The organism is Pirellulales bacterium (genome assembly GCA_035939775.1).
GTDB lineage: Bacteria > Planctomycetota > Planctomycetia > Pirellulales > DATAWG01 > DASZFO01.
In genome coordinates this window covers 16,098-36,598 of sequence record DASZFO010000264.1, presented here as the reverse complement: position 1 = coordinate 36,598, position 20,501 = coordinate 16,098, and the positions used below count along the sequence as shown (strand labels likewise).

The following is a 20,501-nucleotide window of genomic DNA, read 5'->3' as shown; positions in this document are numbered from 1 at the left end:
CGTGCGCAGACGACGATTACTTCCGACTGCAATCGTGGAAGTCAAACGTCGCATAGCCGCGCCGCCTGCGCGAGCGAGGCCAGCGCATCCGGCTTCTTCGGAATGAATTCCTGCCCGACGTAGCCTTGATAGCCGGTCTCGACGATCGCCCGCATGATCGGCGGGTAGAAGAGTTCTTGCGATTCGTCCAACTCGTTTCGCCCCGGCACGCCGGCGGTGTGATAGTGGCCGATGAATTCGTGATACTGCTTGATCCGGGCGATGATGTCCCCTTCCATGATCTGCACGTGATAAATGTCGAACAACACCTTCATCCGTGGGCTGCCGATCCGCTTGCAGACTTCGACGGCCATTTCGATCTTGTCGCAGAAGTAATCGGGGTGCCCTTTCATCTCGATGTTCACGCGCGAGTTGAGCATTTCGAGGCAGAGCGTCACGTTCCTTGCTTCCGCGTAGCCGACAATTTTCTTGAGGCCCGCGACCATGTTGGCCAGGCCCTCGTCGTCTGAGATGCCGCGGCGCATGCCGGAGAACGTGATGACGCTGGGGAATCCGGCGTCGCTCGTGGCGTCGATGCTCTTGCGCAAAATGGCCACGCATTCGTCGTGCTCTTCCTTGTGGGCGAACCCTTTGACGAAACCGTGGCCGGGGCTGATCGCGCAGGTCAGGCCGAGCTTCTTGAGCGTCGGCCAATCGGCGGGCGGGACCAATTCCAGCGATTTCAGCCCGAGCCGTGCCGCACCGGCGGCGAGCGTCTCGACCGGCATCGGCTTGAAGCACCAATGGATGACCGACTGGTTGATACGGCCGTTGGCTATCTTGAAATCGGCGTCCGCGGCGGTGGCGGCCAGGGCCGAGCCGACGCCCGTCAGCCCGCTTGCCGCGGCCGTCAATCCGGCGGCGCCGGCCAAGAGCGCGCGGCGAGAAAGTGCGGCGCTGAGTGCCCGTGCAGTCGAAGATTTGCGATGAGGCATGAAGTTGTCTCGGTAATGGTGAAAAGATGACAAGGTGACCGTATCGTCCGCTTGCGCGTTCACCTTGTCACCCCTTCACCTTGTCACTTGCCGATCCCTCAAGCGATCGTCACTGCCGGATCGAGGTACACATCCTGAATCTTTTGCAACAGCGCGACGCCGTCGGACATCGGTCGCTGGAAGGCCTTGCGGCCGCTGATCAGACCCATGCCGCCGGCCCGCTTGTTGATGATCGCCGTGCGCACGGCCTGAGCCAGGTCGGCCGCTCCGGCGGATGCCCCGCCCGAATTGATCAGCCCAACGCGCCCCATGTAGCAGTTGGCCACCTGGTATCGACAAAGATCGATCGGGTGCGGGGAAGAGAGTTTCTCATAAACCAGCGGCGAGGTTTTGCCGAACTTGAGCGCGGTGAATCCGCCGTTGTTCTCCGGCAGCTTCTGCTTGATGATGTCGGCCTGGATCGTCACTCCCAGGTGATTTGCCTGGCCGGTCAAGTCGGCCGCGAGATCGTAATCCTTGTCGGCCTTGAAGGCGTTGTTCCGCAGGTAGCACCAGAGGATCGTGGCCATTCCCAATTCATGCGCCCGAGCGAACCATTCGGAGACTTCCATAATCTGTCGATCCGACTCCGGCGAACCGAAGTAGATCGTCGCGCCCAGCGCCACCGCCCCCATGTCCCAGGCCCGCTCAACCGTGCCAAAGCGGATTTGGTCGAACTTGTTCGGGTAGGTGAGCAGCTCGTTGTGATTCATCTTCACGATAAATGGAATCTTGTGGGCATACTTGCGGGCGACGGCCCCGAGCACGCCGAACGTCGAGGCCACGCCGTTGCAGCCCCCATCGACGGCGAGCCGCACGATATTCTCCGGATCGAAATAGTCGGGATTTGGCGCGAACGACGCTCCGGCTGAATGCTCGATCCCTTGATCGACCGGCAGGATCGAGACATAGCCCGTACCGCCGAGCCGGCCATGGTCCAAGAGCCGAGCCAAGCTCCCGAGCACGCGCGGGCCGCGATCGCTCGGCACAAAACAGCGGTCGATCGAATCGGGCCCCGGCAAGTGCAATCGTTCGCGCGGAATCGTCTGGCAGCGATGCCCAAGCAGCCCATCGGCCTCCGCGCCGAGTAGATCGTGAATCCATTTGCTCATGGCAAGTCTCTCTGTTTCGCGCTTGCTGAGATCGCCCAACAAATCCGGATGGGAGAAGGGGACGGTCCCCGTTTTGCAGCGCGGACTTCGCAAAAGGGGGACCATCCCCGCCGGATTTGGGCGCTCTAATAATTGTTGGTGGTAATCGTTTGGCCGTCGTTCGAGAGGTTGAGCTTGTCCCAGACTCCGAGGCAGCCTGGTGGGGTGCCAGGGGTGCCCAGTTGGACGAAGTCGCTAATGAACCGCACGCTACCATCGCAAAAACAGACGTTGACGCCGCCAGTGTGCATGCTTCGCGCGCCTTGTTGCCAGTCGGGTCCGTCGCCCGACCAGCAGGACATTCCCATCCGAATCAGCTTGGCCGCGCCGCCGAGGGCGGCCTGGACTTCGCTGCAAGCCCGCGGATCGTCGGCGTCGGGCTGACTGCAGTTTGGCCCGTTGGCGACCGTGACGTAGCCGTGGCCCCAGAGGGCGCTGGGACAGGCGCCGCTCATAGCCCAAATGCCGCGGGTATCTTGGGAGATAAGGCCGGCGCGGATTTCGCCCAGCAAGATCGTATCACTCGTGCCGTCGTGGATATCGGTGATCCGCAGGGCGATATTGGCCCCCATGACGCCCTGCTTATAACGATCGGCCCAGCCGCCGCCCGACGGCGTGGTGCCGCCTTTACCGGTGCCGCTCCGAACCAGGTCGTCGGCATCGCCGTCGCCGCTGTTGCCCAAATCGCCTAAGGACGCGTTGGCCGCATAGTTGCCGCGTGCCCAGCCGTCACCCATGTTGCTGGTGTGAGCGGGGCTGGCCGAGCCGTTGAACGGCTTTTCGTTATAGGCGTCGGACGGACAGAGCATCACCGACAAGTGAATCCCGCGAGCTTTGGCGTTTGTCAGGTCGGGGATCGGCTTTGTCAGCGTGAAGCTCGAAAGCAAATCGCGCTGCTCGAGCTGCGGCAGAATGTTGATCACCCAATTCTCCGCCAATTGCGCGTTGTTGCTGGCGTTGAGGTTCGTGAGATCAAGCCTTCCGTTGACCCGCCAAGTGGAGCTGTACGGGAAGGTCTTATGGGCGGATTGGAAGTTCTGCAGGGCCAATCCCAATTGTCGGATATTGTTGCTGCATTGCACGCGGCGGGCCGCCTCACGAGCCTGTTGCACGGCCGGCAGCAATAGCGCGACGAGGATGCCGATGATCGCGATCACCACCAGCAATTCGACGAGCGTGAACGCGCGGCGGATGACCGAAAATCGGCGGTTAGCAGATCGACGGCTAGCCAATCGATGGCAGCGTCGTGGCGAGATTACTCGGTTCGTTCTCACGGGTCTTGAATGGAATGATGGTGATGAGATTCCAACCAAAAACGACATGGTCAGTGCAAAGCGACAACCCGGTTTCGTTCTTTGTCGCTAGCACTTTTTCAATAAACATTCTTGCCGATCGCAAAGCCGTCGTTCGATAGATTGAGCTTGTCCCAAACCGCCAGATGGGTCGGCGCGGTGTTGAGCTTATCTTGAAAATCCAGCTCGACGAAATCGGTGATGTAGTGGACGCTGCCGTCGCACATGCAAATGTTCCCGCCTTGGGGATGCGTGCTGCGGACGGTTTGTTGGCGGTCGGCGCCATCTCCACTGTAACAGGCCATTCCCATCTGAATCAGTTTGTTCGATCCCCCTGTGCCCACTCCGCAGCCGCTGCCGAGGGTTTGCTGGACTTCACAACAAGTCCGGCAATCGTCGGCGCTCGGATCCGCGCAGTTGGGTCCGTTGTCGTCCTGAAAATAGCCGTCACACCAAAGGGCGCTAGCGCCGCCGGTCATGGCCCAGGTGCCGCGGGAATCGAAGCTGGTCACGCCGGCGCGAATCTCGCCGAGCAATATCGTGTTGCTCGTGCCGTCGTGGATGTCATTGATCCGGAACGAGACGTTGGCGCCCATCACGCCGGCCGTGTATTTGTCGGCCCAGGCGCCAACGCCAGTTCCTTTCAGGCTGTCGTCGCCGCCCATGTAGCCCAGCGATGAGTTGGCCCCGTAGTTGCCGCGGCCCCATGTGGTTCCCATCGCGCTTACCGCGCCGCTTGTCCTCGCGTCGAACATTGTCGTATTGTAAGGATCGCTCGGACAAAGCAGCGTTGAGATATGCGCACTGCGGGGGATGTCGTTCGACTTGTCGGGAATCGGCTTTTGGAGATTGAAGGCGTTCTTAACGTCCTTTTGCTCGATGTATGGAAGGATCATGATGACCCAGTTTTCCGCCAACTGTCCGTTGTTGGCGGTCGCCAAGCCCGGAAGCGTGTTATCGAGCGTCCACTTGGGGCCGCTTCTCCAATACCCGCTATAGGGGAATTTCCTCGTCGCCGTCTGGAAGTTGAGCAGAGCCAGGCCCAACTGCTTGATGTTGTTCGAGCATTGCACTCGGCGGGCGGCGTCGCGGGCCGCTTGGATCGCCGGCAGCAAGAGCGCGATCAGGATGCCGATGATGGCGATCACCACCAGCAACTCGACCAGAGTAAATGCGCGGCGCGCCCGTTGATCGTCAAAACGTCGCCGTCCCGCGGTGGTCGGTTTCGGTACCACGGGCATTTGGTGATTGACAGAACGACACGATAACAGAGCCAGATGAGTTCGCACTTCGTACCTCGTCCTAGAGTCTTCGTCACTATCAATAATTGCTGCCGCTAATCGTCTCGCCGTCGTTGGAAAGGTTGAGCTTGTCCCAGACGCCCAGGGAAGAAGGGGCCTGGGGACCGTATTGTACGCCCAATTGAACGAAATCGCTAATGAATCGCACGCTGCCGTCGCAAAAACAAACGTTGACTCCTTGGGGATGCAGACTCCGCGCCGTTTGCTGCCAATCCGGCCCGTTGCCGGGCCAGCAGGGCATCCCCGCTCGAACGAGCGCCTGCTCACCGCCGACCGCCGCCTGGACTTCGGTGCAAGCCCGGCAATCATCGGCCCAAACCTGAACACAATTGGGACCATTGTCGTCCTGCACGTATCCATGGCACCAGAGGGCGCTGGGGCAAGCACCGCTCATGGCCCACACGCCGCGGGTATCTTGGGGAATCAGGCCGGCCCGGATTTCGCCGAGCATGATCGTTCCGCTCGTGCCGTCGTGGATGTCGGTGAGCCGCAGGGAGACATTGCCCCCCATTACGCCGCACAGGTACTTGTTGGCCCAGGCCGGTATTCCGTCGCCAATGACTTGGCTGGTGTCGCCCATGTAGCCGAGCGATGCATTGGCCGCATAATTTCCGCGGCCCCAGTTCTTGCCCATCGATGAAGTTAACCCGCTGACCGTGCCATCGAAAGGGGTGGCGCTGAACGGGTCGGTCGGACAGATCATCGTCGGAATGTGGGCGCCGCGCAGCGTGGCATTCGATGAATCTGGAATCGGCTTGGATTGATTCCAAGACTTGTATAAGTCTCTCTGCTCGATGAACGGCAGGATGTTGATCACCCAGTTCTCGGCCAGATTGCCGTTATTGGGCGTCGTCATGGCCGAATTGAGGCTTGTGCCGGCGGGAACCAGTTGGTTCCAATGACCGACTTGCCGCCAAGTCGAACTGTAAGGGAACGTTCGATGGCCCGATTGGAAGTTAAGCAGGGCCAGACCTAACTGCTTGACGTTGTTCGAGCATTGCATGCGGCGGGCGGCGTCGCGCGCCGCTTGAATGGCCGGCAACAACAGTGCGATGAGGATGCCGACGATGGCGATCACCACCAGCAGCTCGACCAGAGTAAAGGCGCGGCGCAGACCAAGGTCTTGAAAGCCTCGCCAAAGCGCGGATGGCCGGCTCGTCTTCATGAGATCTGAACGATGAACAGGCGACGACGCGCCGACAATGTGAAAGGCGTGAAAGCGATCACCCGGTTTCGTGCCGTGTCGCTCGCACCTTTTCAATAAGCGGCCTTGCCAAGCGCAAAGCCGTCATTGGAAAGATTGAGTTTATCCCAGACTGCCAGATGGGTCGGGTTCGTGTTCAGAAAATCTTGCACGTCGCGTTCGACGAAATCGGTGATGTAGTGGACGCTTCCGTCGCACATGCAGAAGTTCGCGCCCTGCGAATGCATACTGCGGGCGGTCTGCTGGCGGTCGGCGCCATCGCCATCATAACAGGCCATTCCCATCTGAATCAGTTTGATTGAGCCCCCTGCGCCTAGTCCACAGCCTCCGAGGGTTTGCTGGACCTCGCAGCAAGTCCGGCAATCGTCGGCTCGTGGATCGGGAGCATTGGGACCATTGTCATCCTGAAAGTAGCCGTGACACCAGAGGGCGCTGGCGCCGCCGGTCATGGCCCAAGTGCCGCGGGTGTCGAAGCTGGTGACGCCGGCGCGGATTTCGCCGAGTAAGATCGTGTTGCTCGTGCCGTCGTGGATGTCGGTGAGCCGGAACGAGGTGTTGGCGCCCATCACGCCCGCCGTGTATTTGCCGGCCCAGGCCGCCACTCCGGTTCCTTGGAGGCTGTTGTCGCCGCCCATGTAGCCCAGCGACGAGTTGGCCCCGTAGTTGCCGCGGCCCCAGAGTTTTCCCATCGCGCTGACCGAGCCGTTTGTCCGACCGTCGAACAACGTCGTGTTGTAAGCATCGCCCGGACAAAGCAGAGTTGAAATCTGCTGGCTGCGAGGGATGTCGTTCACGGCAGCGGGAATCGGCTTAGTCAGATCGAAGGCGTTCTTGATGTCCCTTGCCTCGATGTACGGAAGGATCATAATCACCCAGTTTTCCGCCAACTGCCCGTTGTTGGTCGTCGTCAGACCGGGAAGAGTATTATCGAGCGTCCATTTTGGTCCGCTCCTCCAATACCCACTATAGGGGAATCTCCTGGTCGCCGTCTGGAAGTTGAGCAGGGCCAAACCCAACTGCTTGATGTTGTTGGAGCATTGCGTTCGGCGGGCGGCGTCGCGGGCCGCTTGGATCGCTGGCAACAACAGCGCGATCAGGATGCCGATGATGGCAATCACCACCAGCAGCTCGACCAATGTGAACGCGCGGCGGATGGCCGCTAATTGAGAACACTTTCGCGATGGCGAATTCGAGGGAGTCGTCATGGCTTTTCCTAAGGGGTTCGAGGAATAGGAAGGGTATGAAGTTATCGACGAATTGAATTCAATGCGATTGCATTGCGGGCGCAGCGGAACGCTGGTTGCGATGCTGGCTCAATCAAGAACAACTGACGAGATTAAAATATCCCATTAACATTACCAATTTTGGGCCGCGAACGGAAGCAAAAACCGTCAGAGGAATTAGGGTGTTCTCGTCAAAATGAGCCGGGGCATCCAGTATACTCATTGATATGCCCCTATAGTAGGGTATTGCCGCGTTCGGTTCGCAAGCGAACCGGCTAACGACCGACTTCTGGTCTCCGACGCCTGATCTCCGGCCTCCGTCTTACTCTCTCCCAAAAAACCACTTCACGGTTCGCACCGTGGCCGCCCAGCCGGCTTGGCCGATCGAGCGGGTGAGCGGGATGCGCTTAGGGCAAACGGCCACGCAATTCTGGGCGTTGCCGCAGATTTGGATGCCCCCTTCGGCGGTCAAGGCGTCGATCCGCTCGTTGGCGTTCATCGCACCGGTCGGATGGGAGTTGAAGAGCATCACCTGGCTAATGGCATGGGGCCCGACAAAAGCACGGCGATAGGCCTCCTGCTCGCGGGCCTCGAATTGCTCGGCGCTCTCGCCTTCGTGCCGCTGAAGTTCGATCTTCGCGTATTGCGGACAAGCCTCTAGGCAGCAGCCACAGGTCATGCACTCGCTCAGCGGATAGCATTCCTGCTGCAATTCGGGCGAAATCCGCGGACCCGGTCCAAGATCGTAGTATCCATCGACCGGAATCCAACAGCTCAGCTTTTTGAGCGCCTCGAACATTCGCCCGCGATTCACGACCAGATCTCGCACGACGGGGAATTTCGACATCGGCCGCAACTCGATTTCCTCGGGATTCTCTTCGAGCAATCGATCGACCAAGGCCGAGCAAGCCTGCCGCACATGGCCATTGATCACCATCGTGCAAGCGCCGCAGACTTCTTCCAGGCAGTTGCAATCCCAGGCTACCGGGGCCACCTTCTCGCCGTCGATCGTCTCGGCGCGAGCGGCGATCCGCTGGAGCACGCTAATCACGTTCATATCGCTCTCGCGCGGGATGCGATGCCGTTGCCAATAGCTGGGCTGGCCGGGGCCGTCCTGGCGGAGGATGCGAACTTCGATCATATCCGGATGGCCGTTGCCGTTATGCTCAGTCATGTACTCGTCACTTTCGCCGGGATGGCCGTGGGCGCCCCATTGCCGCTTGCCGGCTTAGCCTGCTTGGCCGCTTGCCGTTCCTTCCACACTTGTTCGATGAGTTCCGCGCCGACGAGACCGTATAGCCGCGGGCGGGGCGGGATCAACGACGTGTCTACCTCCTCGTAGGTCAACTGCGGCTCTCCGCTTGAATCCAACACGGCGATCGTCGATTTCAGCCACTTGCGCGTGCTCTCCTCAAAGGTGTCGCACCAAACTTCGGCCAAGCGCCGACGCTCGCTCGCATCGGTCGCATCGACGCCGGGCGGGGAGAACTCCGGCTTGAAATGCGCGCCGCGGCATTCGTCTCGCTGCCGCGCTCCCTTGAGGATCGTCTTGGCGAGCGGAAACATGTCGATGAGCGCCTTGGTGAACAGCACGTTTTGATTCGTCCAATTGCCCGTGTCGGAGAGCGAGCAGCGCTTGGCGGCCGATTCGAGCTTTTGCACCTCGCCATAGGCTTTGTCGAGTTCGTCGTTGTGCCGCACGACGGTGGCGGCGCGGGTCATCGCGCGGCCCAATTCCTCGTGAATCAGGTATGGGTTCTCGCCGCCGGCGGGGCGCTTGAGCAACGCTTCGTGCCGCTCGCGATGATGCTTGACGGCTTTCTCGAAGAGACCGGCCGGCTGATCGGCGGCCGATCCACCTGTCAGCGATTTGAGCCGCGTTTCGACGCCCGGGGCGACGATCAGGCCGCTGAAGATGCAGCTCAACAGCGAATTCGCCCCCAACCGATTCGCCCCGTGATATTGGTAGTCGCACTCACCGATTGCGTACAGCCCCGGGATATTGGTCTGCTGATTGCGCGGCGAGCCGATCCGCAGGCCCCCTTCGGGCGTCCGCTCGTAATCGACCCACAGACCGCCCATCGAGTAATGGACGGCGGGGAAGATCTTCATCGGCACGACGCGCGGATCGACCCCTTGGAACTTCTCGTAGATGTCGAGAATCCCTTCGAGCTTGAGATCGAGCACGGCTCGGGGGATGTGAGTCAGATCGAGATAGACGCAAAGCCGGTCTTTCTCGACGCTCAGTCCTTCGCGCGTGCAGACGTTGAAGATCTCGCGGGTGGCGATGTCGCGCGGCACGAGGTTGCCATATTTCGGGTAGCGATCTTCGAGGAAATAGTATCGCTCGGCCTCGGGGATTTCGCGCGGATCGCGCGGATCTTGCGGAGTTCGTGGGACCCAGACGCGGCCACCTTCGCCGCGAGCGCTTTCGCTCATCAGGCGGAGCTTGTCGGCCCCCGGCACCGCCGTGGGATGGACCTGAATAAATTCGCCGTTGCCGTATTTCGCTCCAGCCGCAAACGCTCGGCTGGCGGCGCTACCGTTGCAGGCCATCGACATCGTCGAGCGGCCGTAAATCAGCCCGCACCCGCCGGAGCCGATGATCACCGCGTCGGCGGGGAAGGCTCGCATCTCCATCGTCACCATGTCTTGACCGACGCAGCCGCGGCAGTTGCCCGAGTTGTCGAGCACCGGCCCGAGGAAATCCCAAAACTCGTATTTCGTCACCTTGCCGGCGACTTCCCAGCGCCGCACTTGCTCATCCAGCGCGTAAAGAAGTTGTTGACCTGTGGTGGCGCCGGCGAAGGCGGTCCGCTTGAAGAGCGTGCCGCCGAATCGCCGCTGATCGCGGAAGCCCTCGGGCGTGCGGTTGAACGGCACCCCGAGCCGATCCATCAGGTCGATGATCTTCGGGCCCCAATCGACCATTTCCTTCACGGGGGGCTGATGCTGCAAAAAGTCGCCGCCGTAGACGGTGTCGTCGAGATGGAGCCATTCGCGATCCCCCTGCTGGCGCGTGAGCGCGTTGACGCTGTTGATTCCGCCTTGCGCGCAGACGCTGTGCGAGCGCTTGACCGGCGTGAGGCTCATCACGTCGACGTCGATCCCCAACTCGGCGAGTTTCATGGCGGCCGACAATCCGGCCAGCCCGCCTCCCACGATCATTACGCGCTGCTTCGCCATGTCGTTAAAACCCTTTTGGCTTCGTTCACTTGCTCTTCGACTCGTCGAAGCTTGCCACGGGGACTTGCCCGGCCTCCATCTTCTGCACCTCTTCGATCCGCTGTTCGATGCCCTGGGTCTGCTTGACGTCGACTTGGCCAAATCCGATCAGGGAACTCAACCCGACGATCCCCAGGAGAATTCCGAACGCCAGGCAAATCCAGCCGGCTCGCCGCATGGCACACTGCGTTGTCCAGATGCCCCAGGTGATTCCTTGCGTCCATAGGCCGTTAGCCAAGTGGAAGACACTGGCCAGGATGCCGATTCCGTAGAGCACGCGGGTCGAAAACGCCGCCAGTGCCGTGGCGACCGACGAAGTAGCGGCCTCGGCGTCAAACTTCCCGCCCCCGAAGGCCGTTCCCATTTTATGCATCTGGATAACATGCCAGAGAATGAATGCGAAAGCGATCATCCCGGTCGCCCGCTGAAGCGTGTAGCGGATGTTGCCGTTATAGGGATAGGCGGCGGCGTTCGGCATCGCGCCGGAGATAATCACGAATCCGATCGCCGCGTGGAACAGAATTGGAAAGAAGATGAACCCCCATTCCACCACGGGCAAAATGATCCCGAGAGAATGGATGCGGTTGACCTGAGCCTGATACGTTGCCGGGCTGTCGAGCACGGTCGCGTTGGTCAGTAGATGAACGACCAGATACGCGCCGATCGGAATCAACCCGGCCAGCGAAAACAGACGGTAGATCAGGAACTGATGACGAGCGAAAAACGAGAGTTCGTTCTTTTCCACATAAACCTTTCGCGCCGCGAAACAGCGGAGATTCGCGGGCTGGCGCTTCCTTGGAGCCGACGTTTGCGCGCTCCCGAAAGATTCAGAGTATAAGCCGCGACCCCAATCCCGCAACCGCCTTGATCGCAAAGTTTGAAATGCTGAACGTTCGCGACGGATGACTCCATCGTTGGCCCGAATGCTCGGTCATGCATTTCGAATCTCCTCACCCAGAATTATGTGTGCTCGATCAACCGCAGCCGGATCCTTGCTCGACTGTTCTCGGCTCCAATCCGAGCTTGGTGGCACTGTTTGAAGAATCGAGATAGGGACCAAGCTCGTTTCGTACTTCGTACTTTGTACTTCGCACTTGCTCCTCCTGCCCAGATGGCAGCGGTTGCCGAGAAAACTGTCATTCGCGGTTCTTTGCAGTCCGCCTATTTTGACTTTCTCGGCATCTCGGAATATGCTACAAGCATCGGCCATATCGGCACTTATGGACGATGATCGTTCGCGGCCCAGCAGCAAGCAGGGTTCGGCACTCTTCTTGCTCAATGCAATTTGGCGTCGGGGCTGCGCCCATGCGACGAGAGATAAAGGCTGTCGGCCAGCGGCCCTGATGGTAGAGTGCAGTCAAGAAGGCGGATTTCGTGGTTGTTCCTTCCCTGTTGATTACTGATGACGATACGGCGTTCCGCGAAACGTTGTGCGGTTTGTTTCAGCCCCGCGGGTTCCGGGTTTTCTCCGCGGGGGATGGCGAGGAAGCGCTCAAGATTCTGGGTCAGGAGAATGTGCATTTGGTGCTGCTCGATATGCACATGCCGCGATTGACGGGCCTGGAGACGCTCCGGCGCGTGAAGCTGTTCCGATCGCGGCTCCCTTGCATTCTGCTTTCCGCGCGGATGGACGAGGCATTGGCACAACAAGCACGGATGGCCGAGGCGTTCTCCGTACTGGCCAAGCCGGTGAGCCGACTCTCGATCACCAACGCCGTGGATCACGCACTGCGGCGGATTTACGGCTGGCCAGATGAGCTGCGCGATCCTCAGACCGGCGAACACTAAGGGAGCTTCAAAGCTGTTTTGATATTTTTGGGTGCCATGCCCACGCGGGGCACCCGCGCCAGCGGGTCGGCGTGGACATGGACTGGGTTGGCGCATGGCCACTCAGAGCAGTGGCCGTGGCACCCGTCAAATCAAATTTGAAGCCCCACTGACGTTCATGGCCGCTTGGCAGCTTTCACCCCGGCGGCCGGGTGATTCGTTTTAGTCGGCTCCTGCACGATCTGCCGGATGTTCGGCCGGAGTCGCATTCATCATCCTGAGCGCTGCTGGAAAATCAGGTAGTCCTTGGCGCCGGCTGAATAAGCAGCGAGTTCGAGGCCGATTCAGCCTATAAGCGCCACAAACCCGAATTGTTTAACCCGGAGCCAGCGGCGACGGCGATGCGGCGCGCGAGCAAAGGCACAATCGCCGCTGGCTCCGGGTTAAAACGAATCCGTGGTTGTTTGCGCCGCGAGCTAATCCTATAATACTAACGACTACATTGATAAGTCCGTTGGATGGGAGTCTCTCGGATTGCCGGCTAAGCGCAAAATCCTGTTTCTTCGCGATGCGAACGACGGGCAGAACCTGCCGCCCGTGAATCTGGCATCCTACATCGGCGACAATGTCGAGGTGGACGAGGTTCGCAGCCCGATGCGAGCCCTGGCGCGACTGGCCCACGAATCCTACGCGGGCGTTTTCGTCGATGGGGAGCATCTCAACGAGGCGTTTCGGATTGGCAAGCTGTTGCAGAACGAGCGAATTCTGCAAGGCATGCCCGATGGCATCGTGCTGGTCGACGCCGACAATACGATCATCTGGGGCAATGGCCGCGTGAAGGAATGGAGCGGCCGGGACTCGGTCGTGGGGATGAATTTCTACGCGGCGCTCAACAGCCCCGAGATTCTCGGCCCGGATTTTTGCCCGTTCCATTCGGCCCTGGCCACCGGCAAAGACAGCACGACGACGCTGCGCTCCGGCGACAACCGGTACTTCCACGTCCATGCCGCTCCGGTCTCGGAGCCGGGCAGCCCGCCGCTGCACCTGATTATCACGGTCCATGACGTAACGAAAGAAATGCTCCAGCAGCAGAAGCTGGCGGCCATCCATCAGGCAGGAATGGAGCTGGCCGACCTGACTCCCGACGAACTCGCGCACATGACCGTCGAGGAGCGGATCGAGCTGCTGAAATCGAACATCCTGCACTACACGAAAGACCTGCTGCAATTCGACGTAGTCGAAATCCGCCTGCTCGATCAGCAGACCGGCAAGCTTGAGCCGCTGTTGGCCGTCGGCATGGAGCAGTCGGCCGCGGATCGCGTGCTCTATGCCAAGCCGCAAGACAATGGCGTGACGGGCTTCGTCGCCGCCACCGGCAAGAGCTATCTCTGCGAAGACACGACCGAAGACCCGCTCTATCTCGAAGGCTGTAAGGGGGCCAAGAGTTCGTTGACGGTGCCGCTGATCTTGCACGACCAGGTCATCGGCACCTTCAACGTGGAAAGCCCCGAGCCGCGCGCCTTCAGCGAGAGCGACTTGATGTTTCTCGAGATTTTCACGCGCGACGTGGCGGTCGCCTTGAACACGCTCGAGCTACTCCACGCCGAAAAGGCCAACGCCGCGGCCCAGAGCGTCGAAGCGATTCACGGCGCCGTGGCCCTGCCGGTCGATGAGATTCTGAACGACGCCGTCAATGTGATGGAGCGCTACATCGGCCACGAGCCGGAGGTGGTCGAGCGCCTCCAGAAAATCCTCCGAAACGCCCGCGACATCAAGCAGGTGATCCAAAAGGTCGGGCAAAAGTTGGCCCCGACGCAGGCGACTCCGCATGCCAAACAGCCCGATAAGCGCCCCAGCCTCCGCGCCCGCCGCGTGCTGGTCGTGGATTCCGACGATACGGTTCGCAGCGCCGCCCACGCGCTCTTGGAGCGTTACGGCTGCATTGTCGAGACGGCCCACGACGGCGCCGAGGCGATCTGCATGGTCCGCAACCTATCGGACGACGACGGCTACAACTGCATCATCGCCGACATCCGCCTGTCCGACATGAACGGGTATGAATTGATGCTCAAGCTCAAGGACCTGCTTGGCACGGTCCCGCTGGTGCTGATGACCGGATTCGGCTACGATCCGGGGCACTCGATCGTCAAGGCCCGCGCGGCCGGCTTGCAACAGCAAATGGTGCTCTATAAGCCGTTCCGCTTGGACCAATTGCTCGACACCGTCGAGCGGGCGGTCGCCATTCCGCGGCCGGTCCAGCAGCCGCTATGAGGTCAATGTCGAATGTCGAAATCCGAATGTCTAAGGAATGACGAAGCACGAATGACCGGTCGCGGCGGATCTTCGGCATTCGTGCTTCGTCATTCTTTCGTCATTCGTCATTAGTCATTCGTCATTTCTCTGGTCTCCTTGCTGAAGCGGCTGATCCATGCGGTCGTTCGATATCATTCTGTCGTTATCGGCTCTGTTGGGGCACGCGGCGATTTGCGTCGGGGTGCTCAATCGCAGCCACGCGGTCGGAGTTTCGCGCGGATTGGTCAAGTCGCTGACGGTTCTGGGCTTTGTTTTGCTGCCGCTTCTGCCCGCGATCGCTCTCTGGCCTTTGCTCGGCGAAGGCGCCACGCCGGCCGTTTTGCAAGTCACGACGGGAGGAGCCGGCTGGTGGCTGGCGTATCTGATTCCGTGCTGGATCGCGGCCGCCGTGGTTATCTTCCGCTGGGTGCGGCGCGAATTGCTCCGCTATCAGCCGGTGGTCTTGCAATCCAACCACACGCTCAAGATCGACATCGCCGAGCGGCTCGGGCATCGGCCTGTCCACGGACTCTTTTGGCGCATGCTAACCAGCCTGCCCGGCAATCAAGACTTAATCGCCCATTTTCACGAAGAGTCGCTCGAATTGCCGCGACTCGATCCGGCGCTTGACGGCCTGTCGATCCTTCATCTTTCGGATTTCCATTTTACCGGCCGAATCGGGAAGGAATTCTTTCAAGAACTGACGCGGCTGGCAATGGAAAACCCGCCCGATTTGATCGCGCTGACGGGCGATTTCGTCGACAACGCGGACTGCATCGACTGGATTCCAGACGCGCTCGGCGCGCTGACGGCCGGGCATGGCGTCTATTTCGTCCTCGGCAACCACGATCCCCGAATGCGGCAGGTGCCTCGGCTGCGGCGCGCGCTCACCGGAGTCGGTTTCGTCGATTTGGCGGGGCGTTGGCTAAAGTTGGACATCAACGGTCGCCCGGTCGTGGTCGCCGGCAACGAGATGCCCTGGATTCCGCCCGCGCCGGAGATGCGCGATTGCCCGGCGGAGATCGGCGGCTCGCGGCCGTTTCGCTTGCTGTTGGCCCACACGCCGGATCAGTTGCCTTGGGCGCGGCAACACGATTTCGATCTGATGCTGGCCGGTCACACGCACGGCGGGCAGATTCGCCTGCCCTGGATCGGCCCGATCTTTTGCCCGAGCCGCCACGGGCTGGAGTACGCCTCCGGCATGTTTCACGAGCCACCCACGGCGCTGCACGTTAGCCGGGGAATCTCCGGCGAAACTCCGTCGCGCTGGTTTTGCCCGCCCGAAGTTGCCCGGCTGATCCTTCGCTCACCAGCTCGCGGCGAGCAACGCGGCGCGTCACCGAGTTCAGACCGTTAACTTCTTCGCGGAGCCATGTCGTTATGTCTGATCGAGAACGTTGGATCGTCTATCCTTTGCTGTTCATGACGCTGGGAATGACATTTCGCGATAAGATCATTCCGCCCAAGCAACTTTGGGCGCGATCCGTCGTTGTGGTCAACGAGGACGAAAAACCATTGGTCGCGATTGATTCTTCCAAGGAAGGTGGAGTGATTCGCCTGATTCGTGAGGACCAGAGCTTGAATCTTGTGCTCGGACACGAGGGATCGTCGTCGAGCCTGTTTGTGGAAACGCCGACGGATCGCGGAGCGGTCCTCCACCCCGTCGTCGGCAATCTACGCAGATTCGCGCCGAACCAGCCGGATCATTAGTTGCTCGAGATACCGCAGTTCAACACGACGCCTCCCAAATCGCGAGGACAATCGCAATCGGCCGATCGTGGCGCGGAGAGGAGCGAGAAGTGATCAACTTGCGCGTCGTTCATCGCGATTCGAGCGGCGCCCAGGGCCGCTGCGCCGGGCCGGTGTAACGCGAGAGCGGGCGAATCAGCCGGTTGTTGTCCAATTGCTCGATCACGTGGGCACTCCAGCCGACCACGCGGGCCACGACGAACAGCGGCGTGTAGAGATCGACCGCTAGTCCGAGATAGTGGTAGAGCCGGGCGCTCGGCCAATCGAGATTCGGCGGCAGTTTTTTCTCCTCGCGGACGATCCGCTCGATTAGGTCGGCCATCGCCTCCATGTCTGCATGACCGGTTTCCGTGGCGAGTTGCGCACATAACGGTTTGAGCAACGTCGCCCGCGGATCGCCGTCCTTGTAAACGCGGTGCCCGAAGCCCATGATCCGCATCTTGCGGGCCAGCGCGTCGCGAATCCAAGACTCAGCCTTGTCGGCCGAGCCGATCTCGTTGAGCACGTCCATGACCCGCTCGTTCGCCCCGCCGTGCAGGGGCCCTTTGAGCGCGCCGATCGCCGCCGTTATTGCCGAGTGCAAATCAGCCAACGTCGAGGCGACGACGCGGGCCGTGAACGTCGAGGCGTTGAATTCGTGCTCGGCGTAAAGAATGAGCGACATCTCCATCGCTTGCACCGCCTGCGGACTCGGCTCACGGCGGCGGAGCATCCAGAGCAGATTCGCCGCGAACGGGCGATGCTTGTCGGCGGCCACCGGCTCCTTTCCCTGCCGCAGCCGATGCCGGGCCGCGAGCACAACCGGAAGCTGCGCCAAGAGCCGCTCCGCTTTCCGCAGATTGGCGGCATGACTGTTGTCCGCGGTTTCTGGGTCCCAATGCGCGAGCAGGCTGCAACCGGTCCGCATCACGTCCATCAACGGGGCGTCGTGCGGAATCAATCGCAAGGCCTCGATCACGGCATGTGGAACCGTCGCATGGTGCGCGAGCCGGTGCCGAAACGCGGCCAACTCATCTTGCTTCGGAAGTTCGCCGTAGAGCAGCAAGTAAGCCACTTCATCGAACGTCGCACGGTGGGCCAGATCGTCGATCGTATAACCGCGATACGTCAAGCCGCCGGCGATCGTGCTCACCGCCGTCTCGCCGGCAATGATTCCTTCTAATCCAGGTCGATAGAGCGCTTCGGTCATGTTCATTCATCCTCTTCGCCGCCAAAATAGCGCCGGTCGCGTGCTTCGTAGTCGGCATATCCCAACAGGTCGTACAACTCCTGCCGCGTTTGCATCAAATCCAGGATTCCGGCTTGAGTCCCTTCGTCGGCCAACAGGGCCAGGGCCGCTTCGACCCCCTTCATCGCCACCCGCAGCATCGTCACGGGGTATAACACGGCCGCGTAGCCGAGGTCGGCCAACTCGTCGAGCGTCAAGAGCGGGCTGCGGCCGAATTCGGTCATGTTCGCCACGAGCGGCGCGTCCACCTCATCGGCGAATTTCTCGAACTCCGTCCGGTCGGTCAACGCCTCGGGAAAAATCCAATCCGCCCCCGCCGCAAGATACGCCTGCGCTCGGTAGATCGCGTCTTCGAGCGAGGTGACGCCGCGCGCATCGGTCCGCGCGATCAGTACGAGATCGGGATCGCTCCGCGCCGCGGCCGCCGCCCGCAGCTTCGCGCACATCTCAGCCGGTTCGATGAGTGATTTGCCCGAGAGGTGCCCGCAACGTTTTGGCAATCGCTGGTCTTCGATCTGAATCGCGGCAGCGCCGGCCGATTCCAGCTCGCGGACCGTCCGCTCGACGTGGATCGCCGCGCCAAAGCCCGTATCGGCATCGACGATCAGCGGAATCTGAACGCCGCGAGCCAAGCGGGCGGTCTCGGCGGCCAATTCGCTGAGCGTGAACAACCCGACGTCGGGCAGCGCCAGCGCTCCGGCCGAAAATGCCGCCCCCGAGAGATACACCGCGTCGAAGCCGGCTTGCTCGATCAAACGGGCCGTTAGCGCATTGAATGCGCCCGGCACCTGGATCGTGGAGTCGGCCACGGATTGCCGCAGCAATTGTCCCGGCGATGAGGTGGACACTCTGGCGGCCTCCACGGATTCAGATTGTCAGCGGCGCGAAGTGGAATGCCGCGAATATACGGGCCGCTCGGCGGCGCTGGCAAGGGAGCGACGGCAGCATGCGGTGAGATAGCCGGAAATGAACGTGAATAAACGGAAATGAAGGCAGATTTCAAGTGGGGATCAGTACGTAATCCTCTGGCCTCTTCGCCATCGGTCGAGTAGTCTGGTTTTGAAATCTGAAATCTGAGGTTGGACACCTACGATCAATTGATGGAAAGTTCGCTCGCCGATCCAGTTTCTCCGCTCGTCGATTCGCCGACCGCGCCGCGCTGGCGAGCCGTGGTCGAGGTGTTGCTCATTTTTCTGGTCTTCTCTCTGCACGGCGCGTGGCCCGTTCCCGATGTGAATGAGCCGCATTACCTCTCGAAGGCCAGGCACTATTGGGACCCCAATTGGTGCTCGAACGATTTTTTTGTCAACACGGCCGATGCCCACCAGGTATTCTATTGGACTTTCGGCTGGCTGACGCGCTGTTTGCCGCTGGATCAAGTTGCCTGGCTGGGGCGATTCCTTACTTGGGGACTGCTCGCCTGGGCATGGCGGCGGTTGAGTTGGGCCGTGCTGCCGCGAGCTTGGCTAGCGGTGCTGGCGGCCGAACTGTTCGTGATGCTCAATGAAAATGCCCACATGGCCGGCGAATGGGTCATCGGCGGCGTGGAAGCGAAGGGATTTGCCTACGTGCTGGTGCTCCTGGGGCTGGAAGCGATCGTGCGCGGCCGCTGGAATCGCGCTTGGCTGCTGCTGGGAGGTGCAAGCTGCCTGCACGTGATTGTCGGCGGCTGGGCGACTGTCGCCGCCGGGCTGGCGTGGCTAACCGCCGGGGACGATCGCCCGCCGATTCGCGCGATGTTGCCAGGCCTTTTCGGCGGACTGGTCTTGGCGATGCCGGGGCTATGGTTCGCGCTGTCGCTCACGCATGGAGTCGATGCGGACACGCTGCATCAAGCCAATGCCATCTACATCTGGCAACGATTGCCCCACCATCTCGCGGCCGACCGATTCAAAGAGGGCTTTCCCAGCCGGCATCTCATGATGTGGGGATTGTGGCTCGTGCTCGTGACCGTGGCGCCGGCCGACGCGGGGCAGCGGAGATTCCGCTGGTTCGTGAGCGCGGCGATGTTCTTGGCGCTGATCGGCTATGGATTGGTCTGGTTCGCCGCATGGGACCAGGATTCGGCCGGCACTCTGCTGCGATTCTATTGGTTTCGGACGTCGGATGTATTCATTCCGCTCGGCGTGGCAATGGTCGGTTTGTGGTTCGTCGATCAAATGGGGCAAACGCGGCCGGTCGCGCGCCGCCTGTGGCTGGCCGGTTTGATCGCGGTGGCCGGTTACGATTTGTGGACGCAAGGTCGGCACCTGCCGCTAAGTCTGATCGATTCGGATGTCGCGTTTGTCGTTCCGCGCGCCGACAAGGACCTCGCCTACGACGACTGGCTGCAAACATGCCGCTGGATAAAGGAGCATACAGATCCGCAGGATCAATTCCTGACGCCGCGAATGGCCGCCACGCTCCGCTGGTACGCCGACCGAGCCCAGGTCGTGAATTGGAAGGACATCCCGCAGGATGCCGCCGGGATCGTCGAATGGTGGAAGCGGATCCTCGATGTCTACACGCTCGCCCAGGAAAACCCGCCAAAGTGGCTCGATTCGCTGGCCTGGCTCAGCCCCGCTCGGCTGAACGAGCTGGCCCAAAAGTACCACGCCCAGTACACCATCGTGCAGCTCGGGCCAGACATTCCGCGGCTGACTGCGAAGGCAGTGTTTGGAAACAATTCCTACGCCGTCTATCGGCTTCCGCTAGCGGAGAAGTAAACGCTGCGGCGAGCTACACTACCCTCTGGTCAGAGCGTGCTACTCGCGGTTAAAATGCGGGCCGCGAATTGAGCCAAACGTTACCTCGCCGTGGTTGTTTTTCAGGAGTCGTCCAGATGGGAAAGAGCAAAAAGAAGATTGAAACCGTGTTTCTCGTTTGCGACGAGACCGGGGATTACAACTACGCGCTTCGCCGCAAGTCGGGAGGCGAAAAGCTCAAGTTGAAAAAGTATTCTCCCCGCCTCCGCCGCCATACGCCGCATACCGAGAAGAAGAAGTGAAATCGTAGCCGACGCTGTCAGCGTCCGCCACGAGCCAACCGGCATCGCTCCCTCCAAACGCTGAACGGAT

At 60.8% G+C, this 20,501-nt stretch carries 17 protein-coding genes; 6 read left to right on the top strand and 11 right to left on the bottom strand.

Annotation, left to right across the window (positions count from 1 at the left end; translation table 11 throughout):
• Positions 1–41: 41 nt before the first annotated feature.
• The 9 genes from VGY55_16560 to VGY55_16520 all read right to left on the bottom strand — a co-directional run bounded on the left by VGY55_16560 (position 42) and on the right by VGY55_16520 (position 11,154).
• Positions 42–974, bottom strand: a complete 933-nt coding sequence (locus tag VGY55_16560) for a TIM barrel protein (GenBank protein ID HEV2971590.1) — start codon at positions 972–974, stop codon at positions 42–44.
• A gap of 98 nt (positions 975–1,072) precedes the next feature.
• Positions 1,073–2,125: a class I fructose-bisphosphate aldolase gene (locus VGY55_16555; protein HEV2971589.1), complete on the bottom strand. Its 1,053-nt coding sequence runs from the start codon at positions 2,123–2,125 to the stop codon at positions 1,073–1,075.
• A 125-nt stretch (positions 2,126–2,250) separates the two neighbouring features.
• A complete protein-coding gene (locus VGY55_16550) occupies positions 2,251–3,396 on the bottom strand; it encodes a DUF1559 domain-containing protein (protein ID HEV2971588.1) in 1,146 nt (381 codons plus the stop codon).
• Between the two features lie 140 nt (positions 3,397–3,536).
• Complete coding sequence (locus tag VGY55_16545) at positions 3,537–4,697, bottom strand: DUF1559 domain-containing protein (protein ID HEV2971587.1); 1,161 nt, start codon at positions 4,695–4,697, stop codon at positions 3,537–3,539.
• A 79-nt stretch (positions 4,698–4,776) separates the two neighbouring features.
• Complete coding sequence (locus VGY55_16540) at positions 4,777–5,922, bottom strand: DUF1559 domain-containing protein (GenBank protein ID HEV2971586.1); 1,146 nt, start codon at positions 5,920–5,922, stop codon at positions 4,777–4,779.
• A gap of 92 nt (positions 5,923–6,014) precedes the next feature.
• Positions 6,015–7,166 (bottom strand): DUF1559 domain-containing protein, encoded by a 1,152-nt coding sequence (locus VGY55_16535; protein HEV2971585.1) that lies wholly within the window; start codon positions 7,164–7,166, stop codon positions 6,015–6,017.
• Between the two features lie 340 nt (positions 7,167–7,506).
• Entirely contained in the window at positions 7,507–8,358 is an 852-nt protein-coding gene (sdhB, locus tag VGY55_16530; GenBank protein ID HEV2971584.1) for a succinate dehydrogenase iron-sulfur subunit, read from the bottom strand.
• Positions 8,355–10,370: a succinate dehydrogenase flavoprotein subunit gene (sdhA, locus tag VGY55_16525; protein ID HEV2971583.1), complete on the bottom strand. Its 2,016-nt coding sequence runs from the start codon at positions 10,368–10,370 to the stop codon at positions 8,355–8,357. Before sdhA ends, sdhB begins: the two co-directional genes overlap by 4 nt.
• A 25-nt stretch (positions 10,371–10,395) precedes the next feature.
• Positions 10,396–11,154, bottom strand: a complete 759-nt coding sequence (locus VGY55_16520; GenBank protein ID HEV2971582.1) for a succinate dehydrogenase — start codon at positions 11,152–11,154, stop codon at positions 10,396–10,398.
• A gap of 629 nt (positions 11,155–11,783) precedes the next feature.
• Here VGY55_16520 and VGY55_16515 point away from each other — a divergent pair.
• From VGY55_16515 to VGY55_16500, 4 genes are all read left to right on the top strand, one after another.
• Complete coding sequence (locus VGY55_16515; GenBank protein ID HEV2971581.1) at positions 11,784–12,197, top strand: response regulator; 414 nt, start codon at positions 11,784–11,786, stop codon at positions 12,195–12,197.
• A gap of 513 nt (positions 12,198–12,710) precedes the next feature.
• The gene (locus VGY55_16510; protein HEV2971580.1) at positions 12,711–14,447 is read left to right on the top strand and encodes a response regulator; all 1,737 of its coding nucleotides are present in this window, start codon (positions 12,711–12,713) and stop codon (positions 14,445–14,447) included.
• A 157-nt stretch (positions 14,448–14,604) separates the two neighbouring features.
• Complete coding sequence (locus VGY55_16505) at positions 14,605–15,825, top strand: metallophosphoesterase (protein HEV2971579.1); 1,221 nt, start codon at positions 14,605–14,607, stop codon at positions 15,823–15,825.
• A 23-nt stretch (positions 15,826–15,848) separates the two neighbouring features.
• Positions 15,849–16,178: a hypothetical protein gene (locus VGY55_16500; GenBank protein ID HEV2971578.1), complete on the top strand. Its 330-nt coding sequence runs from the start codon at positions 15,849–15,851 to the stop codon at positions 16,176–16,178.
• 109 nt (positions 16,179–16,287) lie between these two features.
• Here VGY55_16500 and VGY55_16495 read toward each other — a convergent pair whose 3' ends face one another.
• Together VGY55_16495 and prpB are read right to left on the bottom strand one after the other, a co-directional pair.
• Positions 16,288–17,406 (bottom strand): citrate/2-methylcitrate synthase, encoded by a 1,119-nt coding sequence (locus VGY55_16495; protein ID HEV2971577.1) that lies wholly within the window; start codon positions 17,404–17,406, stop codon positions 16,288–16,290.
• A 2-nt stretch (positions 17,407–17,408) separates the two neighbouring features.
• A complete protein-coding gene (gene prpB, locus VGY55_16490; protein ID HEV2971576.1) occupies positions 17,409–18,293 on the bottom strand; it encodes a methylisocitrate lyase in 885 nt (294 codons plus the stop codon).
• 252 nt (positions 18,294–18,545) lie between these two features.
• Here prpB and VGY55_16485 point away from each other — a divergent pair, with 252 nt between their 5' ends.
• Together VGY55_16485 and rpmG are read left to right on the top strand one after the other, a co-directional pair.
• Positions 18,546–20,150, top strand: a complete 1,605-nt coding sequence (locus VGY55_16485; GenBank protein ID HEV2971575.1) for a DUF6798 domain-containing protein — start codon at positions 18,546–18,548, stop codon at positions 20,148–20,150.
• Between the two features lie 116 nt (positions 20,151–20,266).
• Positions 20,267–20,431, top strand: a complete 165-nt coding sequence (gene rpmG / locus VGY55_16480) for a 50S ribosomal protein L33 (GenBank protein HEV2971574.1) — start codon at positions 20,267–20,269, stop codon at positions 20,429–20,431.
• Positions 20,432–20,501 lie beyond the last annotated feature (70 nt).